This window comes from Microbacterium sp. XT11, assembly GCF_001513675.1.
Lineage (GTDB): Bacteria > Actinomycetota > Actinomycetes > Actinomycetales > Microbacteriaceae > Microbacterium.
The window spans coordinates 1,915,568-1,936,883 of sequence record NZ_CP013859.1; the positions used below are offsets into that span (position 1 = coordinate 1,915,568).

The 21,316-nt window shown below is 69.5% G+C and carries 22 protein-coding genes; 11 read left to right on the forward strand and 11 right to left on the reverse strand.

Annotation, left to right across the window (positions count from 1 at the left end; genetic code table 11):
• Positions 1–38: 38 nt before the first annotated feature.
• The 3 genes from AB663_RS08825 (at position 39) to AB663_RS08835 (ending at position 3,230) form a co-directional block, all read left to right on the forward strand.
• The gene (locus AB663_RS08825; protein ID WP_067198042.1) at positions 39–1,274 is read left to right on the forward strand and encodes an alanine racemase; all 1,236 of its coding nucleotides are present in this window, start codon (positions 39–41) and stop codon (positions 1,272–1,274) included.
• A complete protein-coding gene (locus AB663_RS08830) occupies positions 1,271–2,584 on the forward strand; it encodes a D-arabinono-1,4-lactone oxidase (RefSeq protein ID WP_067198045.1) in 1,314 nt (437 codons plus the stop codon). The genes AB663_RS08825 and AB663_RS08830 overlap by 4 nt, the downstream gene beginning before the upstream one ends.
• A gap of 79 nt (positions 2,585–2,663) precedes the next feature.
• A complete protein-coding gene (locus AB663_RS08835) occupies positions 2,664–3,230 on the forward strand; it encodes a LemA family protein (protein WP_067198047.1) in 567 nt (188 codons plus the stop codon).
• A 138-nt stretch (positions 3,231–3,368) separates the two neighbouring features.
• On the opposite strand, the gene AB663_RS08840 is transcribed toward AB663_RS08835, so the two are convergent.
• Both AB663_RS08840 and AB663_RS08845 read right to left on the reverse strand, forming a co-directional pair.
• The gene (locus AB663_RS08840) at positions 3,369–3,875 is read right to left on the reverse strand and encodes a hypothetical protein (protein WP_067198049.1); all 507 of its coding nucleotides are present in this window, start codon (positions 3,873–3,875) and stop codon (positions 3,369–3,371) included.
• Entirely contained in the window at positions 3,872–5,134 is a 1,263-nt protein-coding gene (locus tag AB663_RS08845) for a winged helix-turn-helix domain-containing protein (protein WP_067198052.1), read from the reverse strand. The genes AB663_RS08840 and AB663_RS08845 overlap by 4 nt, the downstream gene beginning before the upstream one ends.
• Before the next feature lie 80 nt (positions 5,135–5,214).
• On the opposite strand from AB663_RS08845, the gene AB663_RS08850 reads away from it, so the two are divergent.
• Positions 5,215–6,411, forward strand: coding sequence for an AI-2E family transporter (locus AB663_RS08850; protein WP_067198054.1), 1,197 nt, complete (start codon positions 5,215–5,217; stop codon positions 6,409–6,411).
• Positions 6,408–7,637, forward strand: coding sequence for a threonine ammonia-lyase (ilvA, locus tag AB663_RS08855; RefSeq protein WP_067198056.1), 1,230 nt, complete (start codon positions 6,408–6,410; stop codon positions 7,635–7,637). Before AB663_RS08850 ends, ilvA begins: the two co-directional genes overlap by 4 nt.
• A gap of 128 nt (positions 7,638–7,765) precedes the next feature.
• Here ilvA and greA read toward each other — a convergent pair whose 3' ends face one another.
• Together greA and AB663_RS08865 are read right to left on the reverse strand one after the other, a co-directional pair.
• Entirely contained in the window at positions 7,766–8,254 is a 489-nt protein-coding gene (greA, locus tag AB663_RS08860; RefSeq protein WP_067198058.1) for a transcription elongation factor GreA, read from the reverse strand.
• Positions 8,255–8,350: 96 nt separating this feature from the next.
• Positions 8,351–8,737 (reverse strand): DUF4307 domain-containing protein, encoded by a 387-nt coding sequence (locus AB663_RS08865; protein ID WP_067198060.1) that lies wholly within the window; start codon positions 8,735–8,737, stop codon positions 8,351–8,353.
• Positions 8,738–8,805: 68 nt separating this feature from the next.
• Between AB663_RS08865 and AB663_RS08870 the strand changes: the two genes are divergently transcribed.
• On the forward strand, positions 8,806–9,090 hold the full coding sequence (locus AB663_RS08870; protein WP_067198063.1) for a hypothetical protein: 285 nt from the start codon (positions 8,806–8,808) through the stop codon (positions 9,088–9,090).
• A 30-nt stretch (positions 9,091–9,120) separates the two neighbouring features.
• Here the strand turns inward: AB663_RS08870 and AB663_RS08875 are convergent, their stop codons facing one another.
• The 7 genes from AB663_RS08875 to trhA all read right to left on the reverse strand — a co-directional run bounded on the left by AB663_RS08875 (position 9,121) and on the right by trhA (position 15,028).
• Positions 9,121–9,891: an SDR family NAD(P)-dependent oxidoreductase gene (locus AB663_RS08875; RefSeq protein ID WP_067198065.1), complete on the reverse strand. Its 771-nt coding sequence runs from the start codon at positions 9,889–9,891 to the stop codon at positions 9,121–9,123.
• A gap of 1 nt (position 9,892) precedes the next feature.
• Positions 9,893–10,366 (reverse strand): S-ribosylhomocysteine lyase, encoded by a 474-nt coding sequence (locus AB663_RS08880; RefSeq protein ID WP_067198067.1) that lies wholly within the window; start codon positions 10,364–10,366, stop codon positions 9,893–9,895.
• A 77-nt stretch (positions 10,367–10,443) separates the two neighbouring features.
• Positions 10,444–11,604: an aminotransferase class I/II-fold pyridoxal phosphate-dependent enzyme gene (locus AB663_RS08885; protein ID WP_067198070.1), complete on the reverse strand. Its 1,161-nt coding sequence runs from the start codon at positions 11,602–11,604 to the stop codon at positions 10,444–10,446.
• Positions 11,601–12,260 carry a methionine ABC transporter permease gene (locus AB663_RS08890; RefSeq protein ID WP_232304512.1) on the reverse strand — a complete coding sequence of 220 codons (660 nt, stop codon included), beginning with the start codon at positions 12,258–12,260 and terminating at the stop codon, positions 11,601–11,603. Before AB663_RS08890 ends, AB663_RS08885 begins: the two co-directional genes overlap by 4 nt.
• A complete protein-coding gene (locus AB663_RS08895; RefSeq protein WP_083511186.1) occupies positions 12,257–13,324 on the reverse strand; it encodes a methionine ABC transporter ATP-binding protein in 1,068 nt (355 codons plus the stop codon). Before AB663_RS08895 ends, AB663_RS08890 begins: the two co-directional genes overlap by 4 nt.
• The gene (locus tag AB663_RS08900; RefSeq protein ID WP_083511187.1) at positions 13,324–14,175 is read right to left on the reverse strand and encodes a MetQ/NlpA family ABC transporter substrate-binding protein; all 852 of its coding nucleotides are present in this window, start codon (positions 14,173–14,175) and stop codon (positions 13,324–13,326) included. Before AB663_RS08900 ends, AB663_RS08895 begins: the two co-directional genes overlap by 1 nt.
• Before the next feature lie 124 nt (positions 14,176–14,299).
• Positions 14,300–15,028: a PAQR family membrane homeostasis protein TrhA gene (gene trhA / locus AB663_RS08905; protein WP_067202495.1), complete on the reverse strand. Its 729-nt coding sequence runs from the start codon at positions 15,026–15,028 to the stop codon at positions 14,300–14,302.
• Positions 15,029–15,145: 117 nt separating this feature from the next.
• On the opposite strand from trhA, the gene AB663_RS08910 reads away from it, so the two are divergent.
• The 5 genes from AB663_RS08910 (at position 15,146) to AB663_RS08930 (ending at position 21,261) form a co-directional block, all read left to right on the forward strand.
• Entirely contained in the window at positions 15,146–15,925 is a 780-nt protein-coding gene (locus AB663_RS08910) for an isoprenyl transferase (protein ID WP_067198072.1), read from the forward strand.
• Between the two features lie 42 nt (positions 15,926–15,967).
• The gene (locus AB663_RS08915) at positions 15,968–17,098 is read left to right on the forward strand and encodes an aminotransferase class V-fold PLP-dependent enzyme (protein WP_067198074.1); all 1,131 of its coding nucleotides are present in this window, start codon (positions 15,968–15,970) and stop codon (positions 17,096–17,098) included.
• Positions 17,099–17,402: 304 nt separating this feature from the next.
• Positions 17,403–18,677, forward strand: coding sequence for a PhoH family protein (locus tag AB663_RS08920; protein ID WP_067202497.1), 1,275 nt, complete (start codon positions 17,403–17,405; stop codon positions 18,675–18,677).
• Positions 18,678–18,820: 143 nt separating this feature from the next.
• Complete coding sequence (locus AB663_RS08925) at positions 18,821–21,052, forward strand: carbon starvation CstA family protein (protein WP_067198075.1); 2,232 nt, start codon at positions 18,821–18,823, stop codon at positions 21,050–21,052.
• The gene (locus tag AB663_RS08930) at positions 21,052–21,261 is read left to right on the forward strand and encodes a YbdD/YjiX family protein (RefSeq protein ID WP_067198076.1); all 210 of its coding nucleotides are present in this window, start codon (positions 21,052–21,054) and stop codon (positions 21,259–21,261) included. Before AB663_RS08925 ends, AB663_RS08930 begins: the two co-directional genes overlap by 1 nt.
• Positions 21,262–21,316 lie beyond the last annotated feature (55 nt).

Sequence of the window (21,316 nt, forward strand, 5' to 3'; positions counted from 1 at the left end):
TCCGTGAATCCCGGTGCGGGAGGCCGTAGGGTGGGGGAGTGCTCGACCTCACCGACGAACTGAGCCCCGCCGCGGTCACCCCCGAGTGGCATGACCCCGCGCGCTACTGGTCGAGGCTGTCGGCGGCCACCGGCCACCTCCCCGCGCCCGTCGCGGTCATCGACCGCGAGGCGCTTCGGTACAACGCGCTCGACCTGATCGTGCGCGCGGGCGGCCTGCCCATCCGCGTCGCTTCGAAGTCGGTCCGTGTGCGCTCGGTGCTCGACGCGGTGCTGCGCCTTCCCGGTTTCCGCGGCATCCTCGCCTTCACGCTGGCAGAGGCGCTCTGGCTCGCAGACACGCACGACGACATCGTGCTCGGATATCCGACGGTCGACCGCGAGGCGCTCGAGCGCCTCTTCGCCGACGAGCGCGCGACCAGGCGCATCACGCTCATGGTCGACGACCCCGTGCACCTCGACCTCATCGACAGCGTCGCGGCGCCGGGGTCGCGGCCCGAGATCCGCGTCGCGATCGACGTCGACGCCTCCTGGCGCTCCGCGCTGCTCGGTCACATCGGCGTGCGCCGGTCTTCGCTGTTCACTCCGGACGAGGTGGCCGCCTTCGCGCGCCGCGTCGCAGCTCGGCCCGGTTTCCGGCTCGTCGGTCTGCAGATGTACGACGCGCAGATCGCAGGCCAGGGAGACGACGCAGGTCCCGACGCTCCGCTCATCCGCATGGTGCAGTCCCGCTCCAGGGCGGAACTGCGCGAGCGGCGCGCAGCCATCGTCGCGGCGGTGCGCGAGGTCGCACCGCTCGAGTTCCTCAACGGCGGAGGAACCGGCTCGCTCGAGTTCACGGCCAGTGACGAATCGCTCACCGAGGCCAGCGCCGGGAGCGGGCTCCTCGGCGGTCACCTCTTCGACGGCTACCGCTCGTTCCGGCCCGCGCCGGCGGCGGCCTTCGCCTTCGACGTCGTGCGGCGCCCAGCGGTCGACATCGCCACGGTGCTCGGCGGCGGATGGATCGCCTCGGGCCCAGCCGTGGCATCGAGACAGCCGCGCCCGGTGTGGCCGGAGGGCCTGCGAACCCTTCCGCGCGAAGCAGCAGGAGAGGTGCAGACGCCGCTTCAGGGCCCGGCGGCGGCCCGGCTCGGCGTGGGCGATCGCGTCTGGTTCAGACACGCCAAGAGCGGTGAGCCTGCGGAGCGCATCGACGCCTACCACCTGGTCTCCGGCGACGAGGTGATCGACGAGCTGCCGACGTATCGCGGCGAGGGGAAGGCGTTCCTGTGACGAGAATCGGCGGCAGCTGGCAGAACTGGGGTCGTTCGGCATCAGTCACCCCGATGCGCGTCGAGCGGCCGCGCTCGCCCGAGGGTGTGCAGCGCGCGGTGCGGGCCGCGGTGGCGCAGGGGCTGACCGTGAAGGCCGTGGGTGCAGGGCACAGCTTCACAGGCATCGCCGTCGCGCCGGGTGTGCTTCTCGAACTGGACGATCTGCAGGGACTCGTCTCGGCGGACGAGTCGAGCGGCCGCGTGACGCTCCTCGCGGGCACGCGCCTGCACCGCATCCCCGCGCTTCTGGCGCCGTACGGCCTGGCGATGCAGAACCTCGGCGACATCGATCGGCAATCCATCTCGGGAGCGATCTCCACGGGGACGCACGGCACCGGTGCGGGCTTCGGAGGGCTCGCGACCCAGGTCGTCGGCGTCACGCTGATCACGGCGGAGGGCGAGTTCCTCCGGATCGACGAGGAGCACGAACCCGAGCTCCTGCCCGCGGTCGTCGTGGGCCTCGGCGCGCTCGGGATCATCGTCGAGGTGACGCTGCAGTGCGTGCCCGCCTTCGTCATGCACGCCATCGACGAGCCCGCTCCGCTGGAAGACGTGCTCGCGACGCTCGCCGAGCGGGTCGCGGCATCTGATCACTTCGAGTTCTACTGGTTCCCCCATACCGATGTCGCGCTGACGAAGCGCCAGACCCGCCTCCCGGAGTCCACGCGGCGCGAACCGCTGCCGGTCGTGGGCAAGTGGATCGACGAGACGTTCCTCTCCAACGGGGTCTACCGAGTCGTCTGCGCGGCGGGCCGTGCGGTGCCGGCGATCACGCCGCCGTTCAGCAGGCTCGCGGTGAAGCTCACCGGCGACCGGGAGTACACCGACCTGTCGCATCGTGTGTTGACCCAGAGCCGCACCGTGCGCTTCCGCGAGATGGAGTACGCGGTGCCGGCGGAGAACGTGGTGCCCGCCTTCCGCGCCGTGCAGGCGCTCATCGCGCGGCGGGGCTGGCGCATCGAGTTCCCCATCGAGGTGCGCTTCGCTCGTGAGGACGACCGCTGGCTCTCGACGGCGTTCGGCCGAGCTACCGGCTACATCGCCGTGCACCGGTACTGGCGTGCCGACCCGACCGCGTACTTCGAGGCGGTCGAGCAGATCATGCTCGAGCACGGCGGTCGTCCGCACTGGGGCAAGCTGCACACGCTGACGGCGGAAGACCTGCGCGAGCGCTACCCGCGTTTCGACGATTTCCTGGCGGTTCGGGACCGTCTCGACCCTCAGCGACGGTTCGGCAACCGCTACCTCGAACGCGTGCTCGGAGCGTGATCCGACGGGGCGCTGCACCCAGTTCACGCGCAGGGTGCGTCGATAGGATGGGAGAAACACGAGGAAGGGTGGGCCTCTGATGGAATGGCTCGTACCGGTGCTGATCATCGTCGGCCTGGTTCTGCTCATCGGGATCTATCTCTGGGCGACGTACAACTCGCTGGTGCAGCTGAACGTACGGGTCGACGAGGCCTGGAGCGGCATCACAGTGCAGCTCAAGCGGCGAGCCGATCTCATCCCGAACCTCATCGAGACCGTCAAGGGCTATGCGTCGCACGAAAAGGCCGTGTTCGAGAACGTGACGCGCGCCAGGGCCGAGACGCTCACGGCCACGACGCCCGGAGCGGCCGGGATCGCCGAGGGGCACCTGCAGCAGGCGCTGCGGAGCCTGTTCGCGGTCGCCGAGGCGTACCCCCAGCTCCAGGCGAGCCAGAACTTCCTGCAGGTGCAGCACTCGCTGGTCGACACGGAAGACAAGATCCAGGCCGCGCGTCGGTTCTACAACGGCGGCGTGCGCGAGATGAACACCAAGATCAAGGTGTTCCCGAACAACATGTTCGCCAAGGGGCTCGGGTTCACCGAGAGGGAGTTCTTCGAGGTCGCCGACAGCGGGGCCATCTCCGAGCCGCCGCGCGTGCAGTTCTGAACATGCCTCGACGGCGCATCACCGCGTCGGAGCGGCGCGGCCTCGCGTCCCAGCTGACGTCGCGCTGACCTGATGTCGCGCTGACCTGATGTCGCGCTGACCTGATGTTGCGCTGACCTGATGTCGCGCTGACGCGACTCACCAGATCGCCACGTCCACTGCGGAGCCGGAGTCGACACGGCGGACATCGCCGCGTACCGTCCAGTCGTCGGTGCGGTAGTTCTCGGTGCGCGGTGACCCGTCGAGACCCGTTCCGGTCACGGTGGCGACGAGGATGCCTCCCGAGGCGATGAACCGCGATCCCTCCGCCTCGAGGCTGAGCACAGGGAGCTTCTCGATGCGGAACCGGATGCTGTCGACCGCAGAGAACTCGGTGCCCCACGGAATGCGGATGCCGCATCTTTCGGGCGGCGTCGCGGCCGTGCTCCTCGCGCACTCGGCGAGGTCCTCGTCGAGCGCCGCCTGCGCGTGCTCAGCGACCTGCGCCTCGGTCTGCGGCGTCGGACGGGGCGACATCGTGGCGGAGGGCGCCGGCGTGCCCGCACGGTCGTGCCCCGCCCATGGCCGCGGGGCGAGGAGCACCGCGACGGCGATCGCGGCGAGAGCGACGCCCGCCGCGATCAGCCACGGTCGCGCCCGTCTCACGCTGCCTGTTCCCTCGCATGCACGTGTCGCCGCACCGTCACGTCGTCACGAGCCGACAGCGCGGCATGGAGCGGTTGAGCGGCCGTTCCCCACCCTGAGACCGAGACGGCGTCGAGACCCTGCCACCGTGCTGCGAGCGCCAGTTCGGCGGCGATCCGGTCGGCGTCGTCGGCCGGTCGGGCCTGCGGTTCCCACCACGCCGACTGCACCTGCAGCGTTGATGCGCCGCGATCGGCTTTGAGGTCGACGCGTGCGACGATGCGGTCTCCGACGAGCACGGGGAGGGAGTAGTAGCCGTAGCGGCGCTTCTCGGCAGGCACGTAGATCTCGATGCGGTAGTCGAGGTCGAAGGCGCGCAGCGCCCGGTTGCGGAACCACACCACCGGGTCGAACGGCGTCAGGAGCGCGGCCGCATCGACCCGTCGCGGCAGCACAGCGTCGCTGTGACGCCACGCGGGGAGGGGGCGGCCCTGACGAGTCCACCCGGCCACCTCGACGGGCACGAGCTCACCCGCGTCGACCAGGTCCGCGATCGAGCGCGACACGGCGGAGCGATCGCGGATGCGGTAGTAGTCGGCGAGGTCGGCCTGCGTGGCGACGCCGGACGAGCGGGCTGCGCGACGCACGAGTTCGCGGATCGCCTCTTCGCGAGGGACGACGCGCGAGAGCACGTGCGGCGGGATGACGTGCTCGGCGAGGGCATAGGTGCGCTCGAAGCCCTTCCGTCCGCTGATGGCGACGTCGCCGGTGCGCCACAGGTGCTCGAGGGCGAGCTTCACGTCGTCCCAGTCCCACCAGGTTCCGCGTTCGCGTGGGGCATCCGCTCTGATGTCGGCCGGGCGCAGCGGTCCTCGATCGCGCAGTTCATCGCGCACCCAGGCCATCGTGCGGCTGTTGCGGCTCGCCCACGAGTCGGGGTCGGCCCAGCGTGCACGGAAGTGTTCCATGCGGAACCTCCACAGCGGCCAGTCGCCGACCGGCACGAACGTCGCCTCGTGCGCGAGGTACTCGACGTAGTGCGTGGTGCGGGAGAGGAAGAGGCGGTCCAGGAGGGCGGGCTGGTAGGACCCGAGACGAGAGAACAGCGGCATGTAGTGCGAGCGCGCGAACACGTTCACGGAGTCGATCTGCAGGACACCCAGCCGCTCCATGGCGCGGTGGACATGGCGCGCGCCGACGGAGGCCGGGCGTGCGCGGGTGAAGCCCTGTGCCGCGAGAGCGACGCGACGGGCCTGCGCGGCGCTGAGCGAGTCTGTCACGCCGTCAGCGTATCTCCGAGCGCCGACACCGGCGTCGTGCGGCGTCGGAGGAGCCCGTCCGGTCGCCGTAGACTTGGGCGATGAGCGAAGAGCAGCGTCCGCGGCTGAGGGATCTCTTCCGCCCGCGGCCCATCTCCACCGACCGCACCATCACGACAGAAGCAGACGAGGCCGTGCCCTTCGGGCTTCGGGTGACCGCCGCCTACGCGTGGCGCCTCCTCCTCATCGCGGCTGCCGTCGCCGGGATCATCTGGATCGTCATCCAGCTGAAGCTGCTGGTGATCCCCCTGCTCGTCGGTATCCTCATCACAGCCCTGCTCTGGCCGGCCTTCGAATGGATGCTGCGGCACCGGTTCCCGCGCTGGGCCGCCGTCGCGATCGCGATCATCGGCACGATCGCGATCGTCGCCGTGCTCCTCTGGCTGGTGATCTGGCAGGTGCGCTCGCAGCTCGACGACGTGCGCGACCGCAGCACGCAGGCCGTGGAGGAGTTCCGGCAGTTCCTCATCGAAGGGCCCCTGCACCTGACCGACAAGCAGATCCAGGGGTACATCGACCAGGGCATGTCGATCATCGACGAGCAGGCCCAGCTGCTGTGGAACGGCGCGCTGTCCGTCGGCACAACGGCCGCGCACGTGGCCACCGGAGCCGTCCTCTCGCTGTTCATCCTCATCTGCCTGCTCGCAGACGGCAGGGGCATCTGGCGTTGGACCGTGCGCCTGTTCCCGCGCGCGGCGCGACCCGCAGCGGACGCCGCGGCGCGCAACGGCTGGACCACGATCGTGAACTACGCCCGCACGCAGCTCTTCGTCGCAGCCATCGACGCCGTCGGCATCGGCCTCGGCGCCCTTCTGCTCGGCGTGCCCCTGGCGATCCCGGTGGCCGTCCTCGTCTTCCTCGGTTCGTTCGTGCCCATCGTCGGCGCCGTCGTCACCGGTGCCATCGCGGTGCTGCTCGCACTCGTCTACAACGGTCCCTGGATCGCGCTGGCGATGCTGGCCGTCGTGCTCGCGGTGCAGCAGGTCGAGGGCCACATCCTGCAGCCGATCCTCATGGGGTCGGCCGTGAAGGTGCACCCCCTCGCCGTCGTGCTGGTGGTGGCGGGCGGCTCGATGGTCGGCGGGATCCCCGGAGCCCTCTTCGCGGTTCCGCTGGCCGCCTTCGTGAATGTCGCGGCGGTCACCGTGAGCACCGGCTCGTGGCGCACCGGGGTCCAGCCCGACGCAGACCTGATCTGGAGTACAGTCCCGCGACAGCGGAGAAGGAGCATTCGATGAGCGCAGTCCCCAGCCTGACCGAGTTCGAGCACGCCGCTCAGAGTCTGACTGAGGTGATTTCGCACACGCCGACGCTGCCGTCCCGTGCGCTCTCCGACATCCTCGGCGTTCCTGTCCTGCTGAAGATGGAGAACCTGCAGCGCACCGGATCGTTCAAGATCCGCGGTGCGGCGTACCGCCTGTCCCGGTTGAGCGCCGAGGAGCGCGCCAGGGGAGTGGTCGCGGCATCCGCCGGCAACCACGCGCAAGGCGTGGCACTGGCGGCTCAGGCCCTCGGCATCCCCGCGACGATCTTCATGCCGCTGGGCGTTCCCGTGCCGAAGCTGCTGGCCACGCGCGGCTACGGCGCCGAGGTGGTGCTCGAGGGCGAGACGGTGGCGACCTCCCTCCGGCTCGCCGAGGAGTTCGCCGAGCGCACCGGTGCGGTGATGATCCACCCCTTCGATCACCGCGACGTCGTGATCGGGCAGGGGACCCTCGGTCTCGAGCTGCTCGACGACGCTCCCGAGGTCGACACCGTGCTCCTGGGCATCGGCGGTGGAGGGCTCATCGCCGGCGTCGCGGCAGCCGTCAAGGCGCGTGCCGCCGAGCAGGGACGCACCGTGCGCGTCATCGGCGTGCAGGCGGAGAACGCCGCGGCCGTGCCGCCGTCGCTCGCCGCGGGCCATCCGGTCGACATCGAGACCAAGCCGACGATCGCCGACGGCATCCTCGTCGCGCGCCCGGGCGCGGTCCCCTTCGAGATCATCAAGGATCTGGTCGACGACGTGGTGACGGTCACCGACGACGACCTCGCGAGGGCCATCCTCATCCTCCTGGAGCAGGCCAAGGTCGTGGCGGAGCCCGCGGGCGCCGCCGGAGTCGCCGCGATCCTCGCCGGCAAGGTCGCCCCCACCGGGACGACGATGGCGGTGATCTCGGGAGGGAACATCGATCCGCTGCTGCTGCAGCGCGTCGTCTCGCACGGCCTCGCGGCATCCGGGCGGTACCTCACCATCCGCATCCCTCTGCCCGACCGCCCCGGCCAGCTCGCGCGGGTGTCGGAGCTCATCGCCGAGGCCGGTGCGAACGTCATCGAGGCCATGCACACGCGGCACGGACACGGGCTCCAGATCAGCGACGTGATCCTGGAGCTGAGCGTCGAGACCCGGGGCGCCGAGCACTCCGAGCTCACGCTCGACACGCTTCGCCGTGCCGGGTTCCAGCCGGTCGTCGTCCCGGACTGATCCCCGCGCTCTCGGCGGCAGCGCCCCGTCGCCGAGGCCCTCTTATCGCCGAGACCCCCTCCGGTCCACGTGGACAGGAGGGGGTCTCGTGCGTCAGCCGGGGTGTCGCGCCCGGCGAGGTGCTGCGGTCAACCCGTGAAGGTCTCGACCTTCACGATCTCGACGGAGATCTGACGGCCGTTGGGTGCCTCGTACGAGGCCTTGTCACCGACCTTCAGGCCAAGGATGGCCTGCCCGAGCGGACTCGCCTCGCTGTAGACGTCGAGGTCGCTGCCGACCGCGATCTCGCGGCTGCCCAGCAGGAACACCTCCTCGCCGCCCGCGACGACGGCCGTCACGACCGTGCCGGGCTCGACGATGCCGCGGCTGGGCGGGGCCTCGCCGACCTTCGCGGTCTTCAGGAGCTCCTCGAGCGTGCGGATGCGGGCCTCCTGCTTGCCCTGCTCGTCCTTGGCGGCGTGATATCCGCCGTTCTCCTTGAGATCGCCCTCCTCGCGGGCGGCCTCGATGCGCTTGGCGATCTCCTCCCGCCCGGTCGTGGAGAGGTGCTCCAGCTCGGCGACGAGCCGGTCATACGCTTCCTGCGTGAGGAAGGGAACCTGAGCATCAGTAGACATGACGAAGCTCCTTCGTTCGGTATCCGCCGATGTGCTGCGGGGGATATGCCAAGACGCCCCGGCACGGTGCCAGGGCGTCGTCTGTCTGGGTCGAGTCTACGCGACCCAGCAGGTGTTCACCAAACCTGTCGTCGCGGCCGACACCGTCGGTATCGTCGCCGAGACGGCCTGCGAGTGCCGATCCCCGGCGGGCACCTCGACCACCTTCCAGCCGACCACACCGAACTCCTCGTCGAGCGCCTCCACGATGCACACGACGTCCTTGCCCTGCACGCCGGTGACCTGGAATCGCACGTCGACAGTGTGCTCGTCGACGAGGTCGAACCCGAGGTCGTCGGCATCCACGGCGTTCATCTGCGTCGTCACGGTCATCCAGCCGAACGCCCCCACGGCCAGCACCGCGACGACCGCGGCCGCGATCCACGGCGCGCGCCGCCGTCGGGTGCGGCCGTACCGATCGTCGAGCTCTTGGGCGGTCGTCACAGGCGGGGTCTTCCGGTCGTTAGGCTAGTATTCCCAGGTTATGCGACCTGTGGACGAAAGGCGCACACATGCTCGTTCTCGCCGACACCCCGATGCCGACGCCGTCGATGACCGTTCCTCCGGAGAGCGTCACTCCCGGCTTCGTCGGCTTCGCTGCCGTCGTCGTGCTGCTGGTGGTCGTGATCCTGCTCATCCTCGACATGAACCGGCGCATCCGTCGCGTGCGCTACCGCGAAGAGGTGCGCGAGGAGCTCGACGCCGAGCAGGCCGCCATCGACGCCGAGCGTGCGGCCAGGGGCGACGGCGGCGCGCCGACCGCGGAAGACGGCCGCGACGACCCGCGCGCACCCTGACCGACCGGTCGAGACGTCGGCGCGGCGACGTCAGTGCATCGTCATCCCGCCGGTGACGTTGATGCCCTGTCCCGTCATGTAGGCGGACAGGTCGCTCGCGAGGAACAGGGCGACACCCGCGACGTCGCCCGGAGTGCCCGTGCGTCCGAGCGGCACCTGCGAGCGGTCCTCCGCGGCCACCTCCTCAGCGGTCATGCCGCGGATCGCGCCCCCTTCGATGCGCTCACGGTGCTTCATGGGCGTCTCGATGATCCCCGGACAGATCGCGTTCACCAGGATGCCGTGCGGCGCGAGCTCGACGGCCATGGTCTTGGTCACGCCCAGGACGGCATGCTTCGAGGCCACGTAGGCGGTCATCCCGCGATAGCCGTTCTTCCCGGCCTGCGAGGAGATGAACACGATCCTGCCCGTGCGCCCCGCTGCGACGAGGCGCTTGGCGACGTGCTTGGCGACGAGGAACGAGCCCTTGGCGTTGACGCGGAGGTTCAGATCCCACTCCTCCTCCGAGGTGTCGACGGCGAAGGCGAGGGTCGACGTCCCCGCAGCGGTCACCAGCACGTCCACGCGGCCGATCTTCTGCTCGATGCGGTCCAGAGCAGCCTCGACGGCCCGTTCATCGGTCACGTCGAGGCGAAGCGACCACTCGCGGTCGCGACCCGCGTGCAATCCGCCGCCGGCGACGGAGAGGTCGGCGCCGATCACGGTCGATCCCTCGGACAGGAATGCCTCGACGATGCCCGCGCCGATGCCGCTGGCCCCGCCGGTCACCAGGACGACGCGTTCGCGCAGCTCTTCGAACATCTCAGACGCCCACGCGGCGGAACGCGTCGTGGCTGATGCCCTGCTCGAGGATCCTCTTCGACCATTCGCGTGCGCTGTGCAGGCTGTGGTCGCGGTAGTTGCCGCAGCTGAACGCGTCGACCCCTGGAACCTGCTCCCACGTGGTCTCCTCGGCGATGACCGCGAGGCTCTCACGCACCGCCGTCACGACGTCGGCGACGGCCGGCTCTCCCCAGGTGATGAGGTGGAACCCGGTGCGGCACCCGAAGGGCGAGATGTCGATCACGCCGTCGAGCCGGTCGCGCAGCAGGCTGGCGAGCAGGTGCTCGATGGTGTGCAGACCGCCTGTCGGGATCTCGCCCTCGTTCGGCTGCACGAACCGCACGTCGAAGTTCGAGATCGCGTCGCCGCGCGGACCGTGCTCGGTCGCGATGAGGCGGATGTAGGGGGCGATGACGGCGGTGTGGTCGAGAGTGAAGCTCTCCACGTCGGCCATGGTGTCTCCTTCGATGGGGGTCGGATGGGTCGGGATGGGATGGGACTGGATGCGATGGGACGGGATGCGATGGGGCCTCAGCCGGTCGCTCGCTTCGCGGCCGCGAGGCGCTCGGTCATCTCGCGGAGCCTGTCCAGCGGATGCACGAGGCTGATCCGGATGAAGCCTGCACCACCGGCGCCGAAGCCGCTTCCCGGGGCGACCGCGACGCCGTGGCTGGAGAGCAGCCGATCGGCGAAGGCGACGTCGTCCGCGTCGTCGATGCCGACCCAGACGAAGAAGGTGCCCGCCGGATCCACGACGTCCCACCCCTGCGTGCGCAGCGTGGCGACCACGAGATCGCGTCGTGCGCGGTACGTCTCGACGAGCTCGTGAGCGGCGCTCTGGTCGCCGGCGAGAGCGGCCGCCGCGGCATCCTGAGTGGCGCCGAAGATCGTGCTGAACGCATGCGCCTGGTACCTGCGCATCGCGGCGATGAGGTCGGGGGCTCCCGCAGCGTACCCGATCCTCCAGCCCGCCATGCTGTACGTCTTCGAGAGCGTCGAGACCTCGACCGTTCGGGTGTCGTCGACCGTCAGCGCGGAGAGCGGACGGCCCTCATAGCCCAGCGACGAGTACGCGAAGTCGTTCACGAAGACGCCGCCGAGCCGCTCGCTCTCGGCCACAGCCGCCTCGAATGTGGCGGGAGCGGCCACCGCGCCCGTGGGGTTGTGGGGGAAGTTCAGCAGAACGGCCGCGGCCGCGTCGAGATCCGCGAGCGCGGTGAAGTCCGGGCGGTAGCCGTCCGCCCGGACGAGCGGCAGCGTGCGCACCTCCGCGCCGGCGAGTCGCGCTGCGGTCTCGTAGGCGGGGTAGCCCGGATCCGGCACGACGAGAGCCGCGCCGGGGTCGACGAGTCCGAGGATCGCGGCCATGAGCGCTTCGTGCGAGCCGTGGAAGGCGGCGACCTGGGTGTCGGGGTCGAGGTCGATCCCGTGGTCCTCGCGGTACCGGGTGGCGATCGCCCGCCCCAGAGCCGGGCGCACCAGCGATGAGGGGTAGCCGTGGTTGCGCGGATCGGCCACCGCCTTCTGCATCGCCTCGACGATGTGCGGGGGAGTGGGCAGATCGGGGTTCCCCTTGGAGACGTCGATCACGTCGATGCCCCGCACGCGTGCCTCGGCCACCGCGCGATCGAGCGCGGCGAAGAAGTTCGTCGGCAGCGCCTGCACTCGTGCGGCCGCGCGCAGCGCCGTCACCGGCGGCGCAGCTTCCGCGCGAGGCGGGTGCCGAACAGCTGGATCAGCTGCACGATCACGACGAGGGTCACCACGGTGACGAGCATGGTGATGCCGTCGAACCGCTGGTATCCGTACGAGATCGCCAGATCGCCGATGCCGCCGGCGCCCACGGTTCCGGCCATGGCAGTGGCGTCGAGCAGTCCGATGGTCGCGGTGGTCAGGGCCAGCACGAGCGAGCCCCTGGCCTCCGGGAGCAGGAACCGGGTGAAGATCTGCACAGGGGTGGCGCCCATCGACTTCGCCGCCTCCACGATGCCCTCCGGCACCTCCAGGAGGGAGTTCTCCACGAGGCGCCCGATGTAGGGCGCCACCATGAGCGTCAGCGGCACGAGGGCGCCGTTGACACCGATCGACGTGCCGACGACCAGCCGAGTGAAGGGCAGGATCGCCACGAGTAGGATGATGAACGGCAGCGAACGGACGATGTTGATGAACCCGTTGAGCACGAACGACACGACGGCGTTCGGCATCACTCCGCCGGGGCGGGTGACGACCACGGCGATGCCGAGGAGCACACCGAGGATCGAGCCGAAGAAGAGCGCGATGCCCAGCATGTACAGGGTCTCGCCCAGGGCCTCGAGGAACAGGTCGGCGGTCAGCAGCGTGTCGATCACAGCGCGACCTCCTCTACGCTGACGATCCTCTCGGCGAGGTACGCGAACGCCGCGGCGCGCTGAGCGTCGTCGCCGTCGACCTGCACGATCATGTGGCCGACCGTGCGGTCCTGGATGTCTGTCATGTCCGCGTGCAGGATGTTCACTCCCAGCCGGAAGTCGGAGATCAGCGCACCCACGATCGGGGTCGTGACCTCCTCGTCGAGGAAGCGCAGCCGCCAGAGCGGATGACCGTCGACCGCTGCGCGCACCCTCGCCGGGAGCTCGTGGGGGATGACGGTGCCGACGAAGGCCTGCGCGACCGATGTCTGCGGATGCACGAAGACGTCCATCACGGCTCCCTGCTCGACGATGCGTCCGGCCTCCATCACGGCGACGGAATGGCAGAGGTCCTTGATCACGTCCATCTCGTGCGTGACCACGAGGATCGTCGTGCCGTACTCCCGATTGACCCGCTTGAGCAGGTCGATGATCTGAAGCGTCGTCGACGGGTCGAGGGCGCTCGTCGCCTCGTCGCAGAGCAGTACGGCGGGGTTGCGCACGATGGCGCGGGCGATGCCGACGCGCTGCTTCTGTCCGCCCGAGAGCTGCCCGGGGTAGGCGCCGAGCCGCGATCCGAGGCCGACGAACTCCAGCGCTTCGGTGGCCCGAGCCCTGGCTTCGCGCGTGCCGATGCCGTCGAGGCGCAGAGGCATGGCGACGTTGTCGAGCACCGTCACGGTCTCCAGCAGCTGGAACTGCTGGAAGACCATCGCCGTGTGCTTGCGGGCCGCGCGCAGCTCGGCGGTCGACAGTGAGGCGAGATCGACGCCGTCGACGTGCACCGAGCCTGTGGTGGGGGTCTCCAGCGCGTTGACCATCCTGATCAGCGTGCTCTTGCCGGCGCCGCTGTGCCCGATGACGCCGAAGATGTCTCCGCGACGTACCGTGAGCGAGACGTCGTCGAGCGCGATGAGGGCGCTGTCGCCCCGGCCGTACCGGCGGGGGGCGCCCCCCAGCCGGACGGCGACCGTCGAGGCCGGATCGGCGGCGCCGGTCTCGGCCTCAGCGCGCCCCGAGGCCATCACCGCTCCAGAGCGGCCGGGAGGTTATAGCCGTCGTACTGGGAGTTCGAGCTGATGTACTCCGCGAACTCGTCGGACTCGTACGCCGCCTTGAGGGCCTTGGCCCAGTCGGCGTCGAGGTTCTTCTCGTCGACGGCCACCACGACGGAGAAGTCGTCGGTGAGGTCTTCCAGTTCGAGGGCATCGGTGAGCTTCAGTCCGCCAGAGACGACGAAGTTCCCCTGGATGACGCTGTAGTCGACGTCCGAGAGCGCGGCGACCTGCTGCGCGTTCTCCATCTCGACGAACTGCAGGTCATGAGGGTTGTCGACGACGTCGGCCAGCGACGCCGTGGCAGGGTCGATGTCGTCGGAGAGGGTGATCCAGCCGACGGCCTCGACCACCTTGAGCGCGCGGTACTGGTTGGACGGCTGATTGGGCACAGCGACGGTGGAGCCGTTCGCGACATCGTCGAGGGCGGACTTCTTGCCCCCGAACAAGGCCATCGGCGGACCCGGCACCTGCACGAGCGCCGCGTTCGAGAGCCCTTCCTGGGCGTTGATCGCCTCGAGGTAGACGGGGTGCTGCATGATGTTCGCGTCGATCTCGCCCTGGCTGAGCGCGACGTTGACGATCACGCCGTCGGTGAAGTCCTTGGTCTCGACCGTGTAGCCGTCCTTCTCGAGGATCGGCTCGATGCCCTCCGTGAACATCTCCAGGTACGGCCCGGGGTTGAAACCGATCGTGATGGTCGTCTTGTCCGAGGCGGCGTCGCCTTTCGGGCTCTCCGCCGTGGATGCGCAGCCCGACGCGACGAGGGCCGTCAGGGCGACGGATGCGGTGAGAGCGGCGAGGCGGGTGGAGCGGCGCATGGCGGGAGGCCTCCGGAGAGCGTGAACGGGCGGGTGCCTCGAACCTAGTGGCCGGTTCCGGCTGCGCTCACATCCTGTTACGAATCGTTTCGGGATCCGCGGCCTCCACGCGACCCGGCGCGGTTCAGGCGCCCAGCGACGGGCTCAGCGGGGAGAGGGCGATGAGCAGGCACGCGGTCCAGTGGCAGAGGAAGGCCAGCACTGTGCAGACATGGAAGATCTCGTGGAATCCGAAGTGCCCCGGCCACGGATTCGGCTTCTTGAGCGCGTAGATGATCGCCCCTGCCGTGTAGAGCAGGCCGCCCACGATCACGAGGATCATCATGGCGAGGTTCGCGTGCAGCAGGTCGGCGATGTACATCACGGCGGCCCAGCCCAGGAGCAGGTAGAGCGCGACATACAGCCATCGCGGCGCGTGGATCCAGAAGACGCGGAACAGGATGCCCAGCAGGGCGCCGCTCCACACCAGGACCAGGAGCAGCGTGCCCTTCTCCGGCGGGAGGGCGAGCGTGGCGATCGGCGTGTAGGTCCCCGCGATGAGGAGCAGGATGTTCGCATGGTCGATGCGCTTGAGGATCACCTTGACCGTCGGCCCCCAGTTGAACCGGTGGTAGACGGCCGAGTTGCCGAACAGGAGCAGGGACGTCGCCATGAACACGGCGGCGGCTGCTTTGGCCGCGCCGCTCTGCGCGAACACGATGAGCAGCACGCCCGCGGCGACCGCCACGGGGAACGTGGCCGCATGGATCCATCCCCGCCAGGTCGGCCTGATCTCGACCGCGGCGTCCTTGGCCGCCGCGTCGAGGAGCGGGAGCTGGGGGAGATCGGGTACCGAGGGGTCGGGGGTGCTCACAGTGCTCACTCTAGGCGCGGCCGCATTCCCGCAGTCGTACATATCCTGTGCATCCGGTGGAGTCCCGTGCCTCCGGCGAGGGGCGAACCGCATCCGACGCGGTAGCGTAGGGAGGTGATGTCACGCGACGGCCAGGGGCGCGGGCCGCTGTATCGGCTCTACAGCAGCAGGCTGCGCCGTCATCTGGATCCGGCGTCCGTGCCGCACCACGTCGCCATGATGATCGACGGCAACAGGCGCTGGGCGCGCCAGCTGGGTTATGCCACCCCGGCCGACGGTCACCGTGCCGGCGCGGCGAAGATGCGTGAGTTCCTCGGCTGGTGCGACGAGCTCGGCATCCGTGTGGTGTCGCTCTATCTGCTCTCGAGCGACAATCTGCGCAAGCGTGATTCGGCCGAGCTCGCTGACCTGATCGAGATCATCGCGGAACTGGCAGAGGCCCTGTCGCGGGAGGGGAACTGGCGCGTCAAGCACGTGGGCCGAAGCGACATCCTCCCTGCCGAGCTCGCGCGGGTGCTCGCCGACGCAGAGGAGCGCACGCGGGATCACACCGGCTTGCACGTGAATCTCGCCGTCGGTTACGGAGGGCGCAACGAGATCGTCGACGCCGTGCGAAGCATCATCATCGCGCACGAGGCGTCCGGCGGCACCATGGAGGACCTCGCCGCGCAGCTCACGCCCGAGATGATCGGCGAGCACCTCTACACCGGCGGGCAGCCCGACCCCGACCTGGTCATCCGCACGAGCGGCGAGCAGCGCCTCAGCGACTTCCTGCTCTGGCAGAGCGCGCACAGCGAGTTCTACTTCGTCGAGGCCCTCGGCCCCGACCTGAGGCAGGTCGACTTCCTCCGCGCTATCCGCGACTACGCGGGGCGAGACCGCCGCTTCGGCCGCTGAGCATCCGCGGTCCGTGTGCCCCGCGCGTGCCAGAATGACGCGGTGAGCACTTTCGACGACTACCTCGCCACGTTCGACGTCGAGCCCGGATATCTGAACTGGGCCGCGTTCGGACCGCTGTCGCCCTCGGTGCGCGAGGAGGTCTTCGCCGACGCCGATCTCCTCGGCAGCGGTCGCCCGTCATCGCTCGCGCTCGTCGGGGAGCGCATCCCCCAGGCGAAAGAGCTCATCGCCGAGCTGGTGGGCGGCGAACCCGACGAGGTCACGCTGCAGCCCTCATCCACGCACGGGCTTGCGCATGCCCTGTACGGGCTCAGCGGAACGGCGATCGCGGCGACCGGGGAGTTCCCGAGCATCAGCCTGACGCTCGAGCGTGCTCGCCAGGCCTCCCACGGTGCGCTCACGGCGCGATGGATCACTCCGCCCGATGGTCGGGTGACCGCGGATGCCGTCGCCGAAGCGCTCGACGACGAGGTGACGGCGCTCGCGGTGAGTCACGTCGACTTCCGCACCGGGTATCGCGTGGACATCGCCGCCCTGCGTGAGGTCCTCGGCCCGGACCGGCTCCTGATCGTCGACGCCGTGCAGTCCTTCGGGCTCGTGGAGGCGGACTTCGCGGCAGCCGACGTCGTGGCGGGCCACGGCTACAAGTGGCTGCGCGCGGGAAGGGGAACCGGGTTCGCCTGGTTCTCGGCGAGGGCGCGCGAGCGTATCGCCCCGCTGCTCAGCGGCATCACCGGCACGACGGCGGAGGGCCTAGCCGTCGATGAGCTGCCGGAGCCTGCCGCCTCGGCGAGGGCCTTCACGGTGAGCGGACCTGACACGCTGGCGGCAGGGCGTCTGGCGATCGGCGCAAGAGACGTGCGGGACGTCGGAGTGGCGGCCATCGAACACCGGCTCGCCGACCGCGTCGACGAGGTCATCGCCATCGCCGACCGGCACGGAATCGCCGTGACCTCGCCCCGAGAGCGCGACCGCAGGGCCGGTATCGTCACCCTCGCGCCGGAAGAACCGGCACGGCTGGCCGCGGCTCTCGCGAATGCCGGGGTCGTCGTCACGGCGCGCGGTTCGTCCGTGCGCGTCGCGCCGCATGCGGGTACCGACGCCGAGACCCTGCGCCTCCTGGACGACGCGATCGGAGCGTTCGGATCCGAGAAGTTCACCGTGGCGTAACAATCCGCTGGCGTGTCGAGTCCCGCGAATGTCGGCGCGTGGTCGTACCTTCAAGGCATCGGGCAAGGCGCCCGGTCGGGTCGGCCTCAGGATGACGACTCGTGACCCCCTGGTCGACTCGTTCGCATAGCCGGGATTCCCCGGGTCGGGAGTGGTCGTGACCTCACGTACAGCGCAGCAGCCGAGCAGCACAGCGCAGCAGTCGAGCACCGCGCAGCAGTCGACCAGCACAGCGCAGCAGTCCACCCGCAAGACGACGAGACGAGCATCCGCCGGAGGCCCCGAACAGGACCTCCGAACCTATGTGCTCGACACCTCGGTGCTGCTGAGCGATCCGCAGGCACTCTTCCGCTTCGCGGAGCACTCCGTCGTGCTCCCTGTCGTCGTCATCACCGAACTGGAGGCCAAGCGCCACGACCCCGAGATCGGCTACTTCGCGCGCCAGGCGCTCCGGCACCTCGACGATCTGCGCGTCGAGCACGGGCGGCTCGACTTCCCCGTGGAAGTGGGGGAGGGCGGCACCCTGCGCGTCGAGCTCGCCAATGCCGACACCTCGGTGCTCCCCGCCGGCATCCGCCTCAGCGACAACGACAGCCGCATCCTGTCGGTCGCGATGCATCTCGCTCAGGACGGACAGGACGTCACCATCGTCTCGAAGGACCTCCCCATGCGCGTGAAGGCGGCGTCGCTCGGCCTGCGCGCCGAGGAGTACCTCGCCGAGCAGGCGGTGGATTCCGGATGGACTGGGATCTCACCGCTGGATCTGTCCGGCGACGAGATGAGCGACCTGTACGAGAGCGAGGTCGGGCTGAGCGACCAGGTGCGTGGCCTCCCGGTCAACACGGGGCTCATCATCCACTCCGAACGTGGCTCGGCGCTCGGGCGCGTGACGGGCGACGGCGAGTTCCGGCTCGTGCGCGGCGACCGCGACATCTTCGGCCTGCACGGGCGCTCGGCCGAGCAGCGCATCGCGATCGACCTGCTGCTCGACCCCGAGGTCGGCATCGTGTCGCTCGGCGGACGCGCAGGCACGGGCAAGTCGGCCCTCGCGTTGTGCGCGGGCCTCGAGGCGGTGCTGGAGAGGCAGCAGCAGAAGAAGATCATCGTCTTCCGCCCGCTCTTCGCCGTCGGCGGGCAAGAGCTCGGGTACCTCCCCGGAGACCAGGGCGAGAAGATGAACCCCTGGGGCCAGGCCGTGTTCGACACGCTCGGCTCCGTCGTCTCGGGGAACGTCATGGACGAGGTGATCGAGCGGGGCATGCTCGAGGTCCTGCCGCTCACGCACATCCGAGGCAGGTCGCTGCACGACGCCTTCGTGATCGTCGACGAGGCGCAGTCCCTCGAGCGCAACGTGCTGCTGACGGTGCTCAGCCGCATGGGGCAGAACTCCCGAGTGATCCTCACGCACGACGTCGGGCAGCGCGACAACCTCCGCGTCGGCCGCCACGACGGCATTGCGAGCGTGATCGAGACGCTCAAGGGGCACGACCTCTTCGCGCACGTGACCCTCACGCGGTCGGAGCGCTCGGCCATCGCAGCACTCGTGACCGAACTGCTCGAAGGCGGCGAGCTGAGCTGATCGAGAGGCCGCAGCGGATGCTATCGCGAAGGCATCCGCTGCCGCCGCATCGTCTGCGCCGCCCCGGCACGTCGCCGCACGGCACCGCGCCGCCTCGCGGCTAGGCTCGGTGGCATCAAACGCAGACGATGGAGTGATGCGCGATGAGCGATGCGACGAAGACCCTCGACGACCGCGATCTGCCACCCGTGGCAGTGGATGAGAAGCCACGCTGGACGCCGCTGAAAGTGGTGGTCTGGGCCGCGATCGCGCTGCTGGGTGGCGTGGCGTGGACGATGCTGGCGATCGTGCGGGGCGAGACGGTGAACGCGATCTGGTTCGTGTTCGCCGCGGTGTGCACGTACCTGATCTTCTATCGGTTCTACTCGACGTACATCGAGCGGGCCCTGGTCAAGCCCGACGATCGACGAGCGACGCCCGCCGAGTACAAGGCAGACGGCAAAGACTACGTGGCGACCGACCGGCGCGTGCTGTTCGGGCACCATTTCGCGGCGATCGCCGGCGCGGGCCCGCTCGTCGGCCCGGTGCTCGCGGCACAGATGGGCTATCTGCCCGGCACGCTGTGGATCATCGTCGGCGTGGTGCTGGCCGGTGCCGTGCAGGACTACCTGGTGATGTTCTTCTCGATGCGCCGCGGCGGGCGCTCCCTCGGACAGATGGCTCGCGACGAGCTCGGTCGCTTCGGCGGCGCCGCCGCGATCCTCGCCACGCTGCTGATCATGGTCATCATCACGGCGATCCTCGCCCTCGTGGTGGTCAACGCACTGGGTGAGAGCCCATGGGGCGTGTTCTCGGTCGCGATGACGATCCCGATCGCGCTCTTCATGGGCGCGTACCTCCGATGGATCCGCCCCGGCCGCATCACCGAGGTCTCGATCATCGGCTTCGTGCTGCTCATGCTCGCCATCATCGGCGGCGGCATGGTCGCAGAGACCGACTGGGGTCAGGCCATCTTCACGCTCGACCGGACGACCATCGCCTGGGGCATCATCATCTACGGCTTCATCGCCGCCGTCCTCCCCGTATGGATCCTGCTGGCTCCGCGTGACTACCTCTCGACCTTCATGAAGATCGGGGTCATCGTCGCGCTCGCCGTCGCGATCGTGTTCGTACGACCGGAGATCTCCGTTCCCGCCTTCAGCGAGTTCGCGGGCGGGGAGACGGGACCTGTGTGGTCGGGCGCTCTGTTCCCCTTCCTGTTCGTGACGATCGCCTGCGGGGCGCTCAGCGGCTTCCACGCGCTCATCTCGTCGGGCACCACTCCCAAGATGATCGAGAAGGAGAAGCAGACCCGCTTCATCGGGTACGGCGGCATGCTCATGGAGTCGTTCGTGGCGATCATGGCTCTCGTCGCGGCCATCTCCATCGACCGAGGGCTCTACTTCGCGATGAACTCGTCGCCCGCGGCCACTCTCGGCACGGTGGAGGGCGCCGTCCAGTTCGTGAACAGCCTCGGCCTCACCGGCGTGAACCTCACGCCCGACATGCTCACCGGCACGGCGGCATCCGTCGGAGAGGAGACGATCGTCTCCCGCACCGGTGGCGCACCGACGCTCCCCCCCCGCCCCCCCCACATCATGCAGCAGTGGATCGGCGGCGGCGGCATGATGGCGTTCTGGTACCACTTCGCCATCATGTTCGAGGCGCTCTTCATCCTCACCGCCGTAGACGCCGGCACCCGGGTGGCGCGCTTCATGCTCCAGGACTCGCTGGGCAACGTGATCCCGCGGTTCAAGGACACCTCGTGGCGCATGGGCGCCTGGCTGTGCACGGCCGTCATGGTCGCCGGATGGGGTGCCGTGCTGATCATGGGCGTGACCGATCCGCTCGGCGGCATCAACACCCTCTTCCCGTTGTTCGGCATCGCGAATCAGCTGCTGGCGGCGATCGCGCTCGCCGTGGTGCTGACGATCGTCGCCCGCAGGCGCACGTTCCGCGCGCTCTGGGTGGTCGCGCTTCCCCTGGCCTTCGTCACGGTCGTCACGGTCACCGCGTCGCTGCAGAAGATCTTCTCGCCCGTGCCGCAGGTCGGCTACTTCGCCAACCATGTGGCCTTCCGCGACGCCCTGGCCGCGGGGGAGACGTCGTTCGGCACGGCGAAGACCGTCGAGGCCATGCAGGCTGTTGCACGCAACACCATGATCCAGGGCGTGCTCTCGGTGATCTTCCTCGTGCTCTCGCTCATCGTCATCGCAGTCTCGGTCGCGGTCGTGATCCGCGCGTTCCGCCCTGGCCCGGTGCGGGACCTCGAGGATCCGGAGACGCCCTCGCGTCGCTTCGCCCCCGCCGGCCTCTTCGCGTCGGCCGAGGAGCGCAGGGTGGAGAAGCGCTGGGCGTCGCTCCCCGGATCGATGCAGCCCACGAGGGGGCACTGATGTCGGCCCACGCCGTCACGACGCCGCTTCGGCGCGCGTGGCGTGCGCTCGCGTGGTACGTCAACGGCCTCACCGGTCAGTCGCGGTACGCCGCCTACGTGGCGCACGAGCGCGCGAGCCATCCCGATCGGGAACCGATGAGCGAACGCGAGTTCTGGAGGCGGCACTACGCCCGGCAGGACGCCGACCCCGGCGCGCGCTGCTGCTGACGGGCGGCAAGACGACGGATGCCGCGGAGACCAGGTCTCCGCGGCATCCGTCGTG